The organism is Komarekiella delphini-convector SJRDD-AB1, from assembly GCF_014831675.1.
GTDB lineage: Bacteria > Cyanobacteriota > Cyanobacteriia > Cyanobacteriales > Nostocaceae > Komarekiella.
In genome coordinates this window covers 1-10,493 of sequence record NZ_VJXY01000100.1, presented here as the reverse complement: position 1 = coordinate 10,493, position 10,493 = coordinate 1, and the positions used below count along the sequence as shown (strand labels likewise).

General features: G+C 41.2%; 8 protein-coding genes. 5 read left to right on the top strand and 3 right to left on the bottom strand.

Annotated features, from left to right (window positions below):
• The first annotated feature begins 273 nt into the window (after positions 1-273).
• Complete coding sequence (locus FNW02_RS36195; RefSeq protein WP_191762312.1) at positions 274-1,707, top strand: ATP-binding protein; 1,434 nt, start codon at positions 274-276, stop codon at positions 1,705-1,707.
• A 7-nt stretch (positions 1,708-1,714) separates the two neighbouring features.
• On the opposite strand, the gene FNW02_RS36190 is transcribed toward FNW02_RS36195, so the two are convergent.
• Positions 1,715-3,178 (bottom strand): Fic family protein, encoded by a 1,464-nt coding sequence (locus FNW02_RS36190; protein WP_191762311.1) that lies wholly within the window; start codon positions 3,176-3,178, stop codon positions 1,715-1,717.
• A gap of 35 nt (positions 3,179-3,213) precedes the next feature.
• The gene (gene dnaG / locus FNW02_RS36185) at positions 3,214-5,127 is read right to left on the bottom strand and encodes a DNA primase (RefSeq protein WP_191762310.1); all 1,914 of its coding nucleotides are present in this window, start codon (positions 5,125-5,127) and stop codon (positions 3,214-3,216) included.
• Between the two features lie 197 nt (positions 5,128-5,324).
• Here dnaG and FNW02_RS36180 point away from each other — a divergent pair, with 197 nt between their 5' ends.
• Both FNW02_RS36180 and FNW02_RS36175 read left to right on the top strand, forming a co-directional pair.
• Entirely contained in the window at positions 5,325-5,651 is a 327-nt protein-coding gene (locus FNW02_RS36180; protein WP_191762309.1) for a DUF433 domain-containing protein, read from the top strand.
• A gap of 3 nt (positions 5,652-5,654) precedes the next feature.
• On the top strand, positions 5,655-5,996 hold the full coding sequence (locus tag FNW02_RS36175; RefSeq protein WP_191762308.1) for a DUF5615 family PIN-like protein: 342 nt from the start codon (positions 5,655-5,657) through the stop codon (positions 5,994-5,996).
• On the opposite strand, the gene FNW02_RS40370 is transcribed toward FNW02_RS36175, so the two are convergent.
• The gene (locus FNW02_RS40370; protein WP_225226221.1) at positions 5,989-6,111 is read right to left on the bottom strand and encodes a hypothetical protein; all 123 of its coding nucleotides are present in this window, start codon (positions 6,109-6,111) and stop codon (positions 5,989-5,991) included. The genes FNW02_RS36175 and FNW02_RS40370 overlap by 8 nt on opposite strands.
• Before the next feature lie 144 nt (positions 6,112-6,255).
• Here FNW02_RS40370 and tftA point away from each other — a divergent pair, with 144 nt between their 5' ends.
• The gene (tftA, locus tag FNW02_RS36170) at positions 6,256-7,608 is read left to right on the top strand and encodes a hormogonium tapered terminus morphoprotein TftA (RefSeq protein ID WP_191762307.1); all 1,353 of its coding nucleotides are present in this window, start codon (positions 6,256-6,258) and stop codon (positions 7,606-7,608) included.
• A gap of 164 nt (positions 7,609-7,772) precedes the next feature.
• On the top strand, positions 7,773-10,352 hold the full coding sequence (locus FNW02_RS36165; protein ID WP_348535511.1) for a BsuBI/PstI family type II restriction endonuclease: 2,580 nt from the start codon (positions 7,773-7,775) through the stop codon (positions 10,350-10,352).
• Positions 10,353-10,493: the final 141 nt, after the last annotated feature.

The following is a 10,493-nucleotide window of genomic DNA, read 5'->3' as shown; positions in this document are numbered from 1 at the left end:
GAGTGGCGTGGAAACCCCCTTGGCGCAGCCTCAAAGTAGAGAAGACCGCGCTGGCTCCCCTTCAAAAGGGGGGAATTTATAAAGCCCCCTTTTTAAGGGGGTTGGGGGATCTGAGTGCGTAAGTTCTAATTTAGTATTTTATTCTGAATAGTGACTATCGTCACTACAGAGATGCAACAGTAGCAAGTTCAAATTAATTATAATTATAAGTTTAATTATCAGTGCAACCTTATTAATAAAACCTTATCTGATACTCAAAATACAATCAAAGTAGTGAAGCAAATTAGAAAAGCTTGGATAAATATAGACCCATCTTCATTACAAATACGCCTGACGGTAGGTATTGGTGCATTTTCAGCTTTTATATTAAGTAGCCTTGCTGCATGGACTAGTTGGAAAATGCAGCAAATTTTGATTAATAGTCATAAGCAAAATATACAACAAATAACGGAACGCTTACCGCGCGATGTGCAACTTTATAGTGAAATGATGCAACCTGAAACTGGATTGCAAAAAGCTATTAATAATTTAGCGAATACAAATACATTATTATGGCTAAAAAGTTCTGATAATGAAATTTTAGTGAAATCTGCCACTTTAGATTTGTTATCTGATACTAGTGTGGCTGAATTAATGTCACTTACCAAGATGTCGATTAAACCTCAAGTTTACAAAGTTAACCAAAGCTACTTTGTTTTGAGTAGTGGTTCTTTGCAAGTTCAGGGTAAGCTTCTGGGTCAGCTATTTGTAGTCAAGGATATTACCCGTGAACAGACAATGTTTATGGTAATAGTGCGGAGTTTGGCTATTACTACTGTTTTAGCAATTATCATGCTAACAGTTGCGATCGCATTTTATATTAAACGTTCTCTGCAACCTTTGCGCCAGCTAAACCAAATGACTGCTGTCATTTCTGTAGAAGATTTGGGACGAGCACAACTATATCTGAATAATGCACCTAGCGAGGTCAAGGAATTAGCTCAAACTTTAAATATGTTGCTATCGCGCCTTTCCCAATCTTGGGAGCAAGAGCGAGAATTTGTAAGTAATGTTTCTCACGAGTTACGCACACCATTGACAATTGTACTTGGTTACTTGCAAAGTGTTTTACGACGGCAGAATAATTTAACCCCAAGCCAACAGGAAGCTTTAGAAACTGCTGCATCGGAAGCTGAACATATCATTCGCTTGCTACAAGATTTACTTGATTTAGCACGGGCAGATAGTGGTTATTTGCATTTTCAAATTAAATCTTATGTGCTGAATAACTTGGTTGAAGAGGTTGTATTGATGGCACAGAAGTATAGCGATCGCACAATTCAAATTGAGTCAACAACTTACCCAATTGAGGTAAAAGTAGACTACAGTCGTTTCAAACAAGTATTGCTGAATTTGATTGATAATGCTATTAAGTATTCTGAAGCTGCGACGCCTATACTTTTTAAATTAAATCAGCTTTCGGATCGGGTAATTATTCAAATTTGTGATCAAGGTCATGGCATTCCTTTACAACACCAATCACGTATTTTTGAGCGATTTTACCGCGTAGATGAATCTCGTAGCCCTGCAACAGGAGGTTCTGGTTTGGGTTTATCGATTGTCAAGACACTTGTAGAGGGTATGGGAGGTAGCGTGAGTGTACAATCAAAATTAGAGGAAGGAAGTGTGTTTACAATCAGTTTACCAAGAAGTAGTTCAGGAATTTAGTGAACAATTAAAGGCTTTTATTCCAATACTCTAAACCAGTTACAAGTACATATTCCAACCATTGCTTAAAACGCTCTGTAAGATTACCCTCTTCATCAGCATAAGAAAACTGAAACAAAGAATCTGTTAAGGCTTGGATATCACTAATATTTCGTTCACCCTCTTCGGCATTATCTCTATGGTACGCACATGCAGAACACACAAGTAAACCACGATACTCATGTCCAAGGACATGAAAAGACAATAAGATTGTTGTTGTTGATTCTACATTGATAGCTAATTGTATCCAACTGTGATAGTGACGAAGATTTGCAAAGTACCCTAGTTGTTTAGCTGTTTCTACAACTTGGTAGCGATGATAGTATGATCTGGAATCACCAGCCGGAGCCGAAACTGTAAACACTTGAGCTTCACTCACTAGATTTTGAACAGATAACTTGATATCATTAGCGATATCTTGTAAACGATTAGATGCAATTTCAAACAAATTTGCAGCAAAACCCTCAACCTTTCGACAGCGATTTTGAATGCTAGCCGATTGATTTTGCTTGAGTTTGTCAGCTATAGAAGCAATGACAACTTGAGCGCGTCGCGCTTCTGACAAAATTTGTTCAGATAAACCAAGGCTACGAATAAATGCTTGCTTCTGACTTTTAGAAAACAAGTTAATCAAGTTTGACAAATCACCTTTATCTGCTTGTTCCGAAGCTGCAATATAAGCTCCTGTGTCATCACGAGTAAGAACTAAAGGAAACCATTCAGCTTGGATGAAAACTAAACTAGCTAGGCATCGAGCAACTCGACCATTACCGTCTTGAAAAGGATGAATTTGTGTGAAGCGATGATGCAGCCATGCTGCTTCAACTTCAGGAGGAATTTGTCTTGTTTGATGTTGATGATGCCATTCGACTAACCGATCCATTTCAGAAGCGACTTGTTCTGGAGGACAATATTCGTGCATAGAGCCATCAGGTCTTTTAGGGTTATTAGGTAGTCGCTTCCAGTCACCTTGTATAAGAGGAACGCTGATTATTTGTCCTGTTGGTGTTTCAGCTTCCGTACTATCTTGATTCTGGGTTAAAAGTTGATGTAACTGTTTAGTATAGAAAGTTGAGAGAGTTCTCTGTCCACCTACAAAATCAAATAGTCCTTCAATTGCTGCTTCTTGATCCTGGATTAGAGATACAACCTGCTTAACTGGACGATTTGTAGCTCCATGAGGAATCAAAGCCTCATTAATTCCTTGTTCAATTAATAAGCGAGTGATTCCTCTGTCTAGAGTGTACAGTCGTTCAATTATTCCAGTTTCTATTGCAATTTCTCGACTTAACCTTTCCATAAAGGTTTTGAACTCACCAGAAGACCGAAGACGCTGTGCTTGTTCATTCCAAACAGTGACTAAAGGTGGCAACTCAGCACTAGCCAATTTTTCCCAGTTTGATGGTAAATCTTCTATAGGTTGCCAGTGCATAATAAACTAGCTGTAAAGAGAACGATTATAACAACCTACAGCAATTCTGTGATGGAAAATAGCCGTTGTCTGTCTATTTTTTGAAGCTTTAATTTTTCGGCATAGAAAGCTTGATAATAGGATTGATAGCGTTCTGGTTCTGCTTCTGGATCGGTTTGTTGCCATAGTTCTAAAAAGTGGCGATAGCGTTTTTCACGCATTACCAGATCCATACAGGCGATCGCAGCTTGAACTACTTGAGGAGTACGAAGTAATTCTTTCTTGCTTTTCTCATTTAAATGAAACAGATGAGACACTAATCCCAATTCTTCAGATAACTCTAAATATCTATTTTGCAAATTTGATACTAAATCTCCTTGCTCCATTACCTCTAAAATCTGTTGCCACAAAAATCGGTGGTGGGAAAGGCTAAATTGTAAATCTCGCTCCTCTAATTCCTCAACAATCGCTCGACGCTGTTCGGGACAATGCATGTAAATTCGCAGTAATAACGCTTCTGCATGTTCTAAAAGACTGCGATCGCTAGGGATTGAGGATGGAGAAACACTACCTCCCCATGCTTTCTTTGCTGACACAGGTTTAGAGTATGTAGTCGCCGCAGTGGGAGCAATTTGAGTTAACAGATTTTCGACTCGTAGAGGTATAAGTCTGGTATCTCCTAAACTGAGTATCTCTGCACAATAAGCAACATAATAGTTACGAGTATCACTGTTAGCTATATTTTTGAGCAATTTTACTATCTGTTGAGTTACTTGCTGAAAGTCAGTAGCCTGTTTTAAGTTACGATCTTTAGTAATTTGCTGAATCTGCCAGTCCAGCCAAAGTGGTGCATTTACTAATAGTTGATGATAGTCTTCTGAGGTATGGCTATACAAGTATTCATCGGCATCTTTGCCATCAGGCAAGTTGAGAATCTTTAATTGAACTTCGCCTTTATATGCTAGTTCGGCAATTTCACTGATCGCTCGTTCTGCGGCATTAGTTCCGGCTTTATCGGCGTCAAAGTTGAGTACCAATTGTTTCGATTCGGTGTAGCGTAATACCTGCCGCACTTGTTCCAAGCTTAAGGCAGTACCAAGAGAGGCGACAGCGTTAGTAATACCAGCAGCATGGAGAGCGATCGCATCAAAATATCCCTCTACAACTACCGCTTGATCTTGTTGAGAAATTCCACCTTTAGCTTGATCAAGAGCAAATAATGTTTTACCTTTACTAAAAAGTTCGGTTTCGGGTGAATTTAAATATTTAGGCTGCTCATCAGTGAGAGTTCTACCACCAAAAGCAATTACACGCCCTTGAACATCGCGGATGGGAATCATCAGGCGATCGCGAAACACATCATAATAACCGCCTCCTTCTTTGCGTGGCTTAATCAATCCCGCTTTTTCCAACAGTTGCGCTGGATAGCGCTTATCTTCCACCAAATAGCGATGCAGCGTTTCCCAACCTGCGGGGGCATAACCCAAGCCAAACTGCTCAATAGTTTCTGTTCTCAGATAGCGGTTGGATTGCAAATACTCAATTGCCTTGTGCCCTTGAGATTGTTTCAGGGCGTGTTGATAAAAATGTGCCGTCGAAGCTAGAACTTCATATAACTGTTCACGCAGAGATAGCTGACGCTGCAATTCTTGCCTTTGTTCTGGTTCCAGGGTTTGTACAGGCACTTGATAACGCCGCGCCAAATCCAGTACTACTTCAGCAAATTGGCGCTTGCCCAAATCCATCACAAACTTAATGGCATTTCCCCCAGCTTGACAGCCAAAGCAATAGTACATTTGCTTGGTTTGGCTAACAGTGAAGCTGGGAGTTTTCTCGTCGTGGAAGGGGCATAAACCGACGAAATCTTTCCCGCGTTTGCGTAAAACTACGTATTCTGAGACGACATCTACAATGTCAGCTCGTAGTTTAACTTCTTCAATTGTGTCTGGGTGCAAGCGGGGGATTTGCATAATTAGTCATTAATCATAATTGATTATATTTTGCCGCAATCTTCAACTAGTAGTCTGCCAAGCCAAAATTGCGGCATCAGTGCTTATTGTAAACTGGCTTTTAAACGAGTGTTATTTCTCCTCAAGCTACTCGAATCAACCTAGTAATTGATAAAATTGTAAATCTAGCCTTCTAAAACATCAGAGGATTTACATCCGTGACACTCAAAGAGTTAGAACAACAACTTCTTGCCCTTAGTCCTGGTGAAAAGGTGCAGGCTATACAGTTACTTGCTCAAAGTCTTGGCAGCAATTGGCAAGGAATTGAGAAAACTCCTAGAGTCTGTGGTGGAGAGGCTCGCATCGCTAAAACTCGTATTCCCGTCTGGGTACTTGTAGAAAGTCGCTGTCTTGGATATAGCGATGCTGATCTTTTGACGAGCTATCCAACCATTACGGCTACAGATCTAGCTAATGCTTGGGTGTATGCAGAAGCTCATCCTGATGAAATCGAATCGGCAATTGAGCGTAATAAGGTAGCCTAGTCGATGGCATGGTTTTACGCAGATGAGCAGTTTCCGTTTCCAGTTGTGGAATTATTACGTACTTTGGGGCATGATATTTTGACAGTTCAAGAAGCTGGAAATGCAGACCAAGGTATAGCTGATGACGAAGTGCTGGCATTTGCTACAAGCCAAAAACGCTCGATATTAACTATTAACAGGTATGATTTTATCCGTTTGCATCGTCGTGATTATAACCACTTCGGCATTATTGTTTGCACGAACAATCGGAATTGGGAACAGTTCGCAGCCCGGATAGATGAGGCTGTGACAGCAGAAGAACCGTTGCAAGGAAAACTAATTCGTGTGGTACGTCCAGTCACTTAAAAAAGTTTTGATGGAACGCGCAAACTTGAGATATTAAGATGCGATCGCCTACATAAATTTCTCTTCCCTCAGCAATATTGACAATATATTTGCCAAACTGATTGTGCCGTACCAATACCCAGTCCCTAGTCCCCAAGTTTAGAGAAATAACAAAAGACAAATAACAAAGGACTTCTGATGGCTGTTATATTCTTGTTGCTAGACCAAGAATGATCTATAGAATTGCTTACGCTTAATTTTATTAGAGGAAATACTGAAGATGGGACGTATTTTTATTTCGGCGGCTCACGGAGGCAAGGAAGCTGGAGGAATTGATCCAGGTGCGATCGCAGGTGATACAACCGAAGCTAGAGAAATGATTTTGCTGCGGGATTTGATTGTAACAGAACTAAGAGCAAGGATTTTTGAAGTTTTGTCAGTCCCAGATGATCTGAGTGCGGCCCAAACTATCACCTGGATAAATTCCCGTGGCCGTCGGGGTGATGTAGCCCTAGAAATTGAATCTGATGCGGCTAGCAGTCCTTCTGTGCGTGGGGCTAGTGTCTTCTATATTGCCAATAATAATGAGCGCAAGAGCAATGCTGAACTGTTGCTAATGGGGTTATTGCGTCGCGTACCCCAGTTGCCAAATCGGGGAGTCAAACCAGATACAGATAGTGGATTGGGTAGTTTGGCATTCTGTCGCCGGACAACGCTGCCTTCTTTATCGATGCAAGTGGGTTTTCTTAGCAGTCCAGAGGATCGGGCTTTGCTACAAAATCGTCGCCGCGATTTTGCCTTGGGAATTTCCGATGGGCTAGCATCTTGGAGTCGTATAATTGACCCCAGTCCTGGAAATCCTCAAGAACCGACTTATACGGCAATCAATATCAACATTAACGGGCAAAATTATTTAGAGCAAGGGGTGCTGATTAATGGTAATGCATACATCCCCATTGATTTAGTGGATCGCTTGCGGATTGACTTGTCAACAGCGTCTAATGTTCGCCGGATCACCTATCGCAAAATAGTATATGTCAAAGCGATCGAACTGCGGGATTTCAATGTTGCAGTTAGTTGGGATGCTGCAACTCGTACCGTCAGCTTGCGATCAAATCTAGCAGTTTGTCCAGGTCAATTTGATCGAGTCATGTCAAACGGTAATACTTCAGAAGTGCAGTTGCAACTATTCCTAAGAAACAACAATGAAAATGCTTTAGTAAAATTTCCTGACATCCCCAAACTCTATCGGGAAGAAGCAGGTATAGAAGGAGTGAACTATGACATTGCCTTTTGCCAAATGTGTGTAGAAACTGGATTTTTACGCTTTGGCGGTGATATTAGACCTGAGCAAAATAACTTTGCAGGCTTAGGCGCAATTGGTGGTGGTGCGGAGGCTGCATCTTTTGAAAGTGCCAGAATTGGCGTAAGATCACACATCCAACACTTAAAAGCATACGCTAGTCTAGAACCTCTAGTACAGGAAGTAGTAGACCCACGGTTCCGCTTTGTCACACGCGGTGTTGCGCCATCAATCGAGCAACTATCAGGGCGTTGGGCAGCAGATTTAAATTATGGTACGAAGATTACAGCAATGCTTAAACGACTGTATGAGTCAGCAGGACTTTTGTGAGTGCTGAGCAATGAGTAGACTTCTTGCAAAAGTCGTAATTTTCAATTCCTTCTCTGCGCCTCCGCGCACGCCAGTCGCCTCAACGGGGGAGACCCCAGCACAGCGCTGGCTCCTCTGCGTGAGGCAAATAAAATAAACTTGATAGCAATCTAAGAAGACAGACCGTGATCATCCCATCAAGCAGTCAAGCGTTCGTAGCAAATCATACCAATACTTTGGGGTTCAACAGTCTAGCAGAACTATCTAGTGGTGACTTGCTTGCAGAAGTGGATCTTCATCGGGCTGTAGCAAGCTTCAAGCTCAAGCAAAGTAAGAAAGGGTTAATGGGTCAGTTTCTAACCCCTGCTCCAGTAGCGGAATTGATGGCTGAGATGTTTGATAGCCTAGATTTACCTGAAATATCCTTGCTTGATGCCGGTGCCGGAATCGGTTCACTAATAGCCGCTTTTGTAGCGAAAGTATGCCAACAACAACACACATTAAGTTTGCGCGTTGTAGCTTATGAAATTGACCCTCTTCTAATCAGATATTTGCACCAGACGCTAAAACTATGTGAGAAGGAATGTCAGCATGTGGGCATTTCCTTCAATTACGAAATTCGTGAGACTGATTTTATCGAAGATGCAGTCAGGCTGCTTCAAGCTGGTTTATTGAATAGTGAAAACGCAGCAGAATTTACCCATGCTATTCTCAATCCACCTTATTTGAAAATCAATGCTCATTCCAAGGTGCGTGAATTGCTGCGTTCCATCGGTTTGGAGACGAGCAATCTTTACACTGGTTTTATGGCTGCTACAGCGCAACTTCTAAAACCAGGAGGGGAATTTGTAGCGATTACCCCGCGCAGTTTTTGCAATGGGCCGTATTTCCGTAACTTTCGGAAGATGTTTTTGGAGATGATGGCTTTACAGCAAGTACATCTTTTTGAATCACGTCAAGAAACATTTAGTGATGATGATGTTTTGCAGGAAACTATCATTATCCAAGCTAAAAAACAAGAGCAAAAATCTAGTAACGTAATCATCAATACTAGTTCCGGTGCTAATGATGACTTGATCCTGTCACACTCTGTATCGTACGCAGACTTAGTTCACTCCGATGATCCAGAGCAGTTTATTCATATTCTTCCAGATAAAATCAGCCAGCAAGTTGTTCAGCGAATGGAGCTTTTTACCTGCACATTGAAAGACCTAGGGCTAACAGTTTCAACTGGACGGGTAGTGGATTTCCGAGCAAAACAGTACCTAATAACAAATTCAGAAAATCATACCGTTCCTTTAATTTATCCGGTGAATTTATTGAATGGATATGTAGAATATCCAAAAAAAACCAAAAAGCCTCAAGCCATAGTTTGTATAGAAGAAACAGCAAATCTTCTGATCCCAAATGAGCATTACGTTTTATGTAAAAGATTCTCGTCGAAAGAACAGAAAAGGCGGATTGTTGCAGTGGTTTACGATGCTGACCAATTTAATTATGCCTATGTCGGCTTTGAAAATCACTTGAATTACTTTCACAAAGATGGACGCGGACTTAGCCTTACCTTGGCTCGTGGGCTTGCTGTTTATCTCAATTCAACCCTGGTTGATTCATTTTTTCGATTGTTCAATGGGCATACTCAGGTCAATGCAACAGATTTGCGGAAATTAAAGTATCCTAATTTGGAACAGCTGTTGTCTTTAGGGACGGGCATTAAAGAGCAGTTTCCTTCTTTACGGGAAATCGACGAACTTATAGAAGATAAGCTACTGAGTATGTCGAATCAGTCAGGTAACAATCCCATCGTAATTAAGTCTCGAATTGATGAAGCGCTGCTAATTTTGACGCAATTGGGCTTTCCACGAGCACAACTAAATGAACGGTCAGCATTAACTCTTCTGGCGTTGCTTGATTTAAAGCCGACAGATTCTTGGCAATTAGCAACTTCACCTTTTATCGGAATTACGCCGATGATGAACTTCATGGCTGAGCATTATGGCAAAACCTATAAGCCCAACACACGGGAAACGGTTCGCCGCCAGACAGTGCATCAATTTTTAGATGCAGCTTTGATAGTTGCTAATCCAGATAATCCGAGCCGTCCTATCAACAGTCCCAAAACTGTATATCAGATTGAAGAGAGTGCGCTCGAACTATTACGAACTTACGCTACTGACGCATGGGAAAAGAGCATCTGCACCTACCTTGCTTCGGTTGAAACCTTAAAAAAACAGTATGCTCAAGAGCGTGAAATGTCTCGTATTCCGATAATGATTGCAGGAGAAATTAAAACTTTATCGCCAGGTGGTCAGAATATTCTGATTGAAAAAATTATTAATGATTTTGCCCCTCGCTTTACCCCTAGTGGAAAGCTCATTTATATTGGTGATACAGATGAAAAGTTCGCCCACTTCGATGAAACAGCACTGGCAGATTTGGGCGTTACTATCGATTCCCACGGCAAAATGCCAGATATCATTATCCACTTAACAACAAATAACTGGTTAGTGCTAATTGAAGCTGTAACCTCACATGGCCCAATTAATCCTAAGCGGAAAAAAGAACTTGAAGCATTATTCAAAGGTGTCCAAATCTCTCTGGTGATGGTGACAGCATTTCTTAGCCGCAAGGCAATGGTGGCATATCTGGCAGAAATTGCTTGGGAAACCGATGTTTGGGTTGCCGAAGATGCAACTCACCTAATTCATTTCAATGGTGAGCATTTATTGCAAGCTTACGAAATAGAAAAGAAGAAAACTTGCTGAATACAGCTACCGCTTATCAATACTCCGGACAATTTTGAGTTGAGGGAATAGACAAGAAAACTATCGAACCATTAAGGTGCTGATTAGAACAAACAAGCACCGACTCGATAGCCATATGGAAATTGTACAAAGCTTACTGAC

Bases quoted from the DNA above. Each gene is read 5' to 3' on its own strand.
- tftA (WP_191762307.1), top strand. From the start codon at position 6,256: ATGGGACGTATTTTTATTTCGGCGGCTCACGGAGGCAAGGAAGCTGGA.
- FNW02_RS36190 (WP_191762311.1), bottom strand. From the start codon at position 3,178: ATGCACTGGCAACCTATAGAAGATTTACCATCAAACTGGGAAAAATTG.
- FNW02_RS36175 (WP_191762308.1), top strand. From the start codon at position 5,655: ATGGCATGGTTTTACGCAGATGAGCAGTTTCCGTTTCCAGTTGTGGAA.
- dnaG (WP_191762310.1), bottom strand. From the start codon at position 5,127: ATGCAAATCCCCCGCTTGCACCCAGACACAATTGAAGAAGTTAAACTA.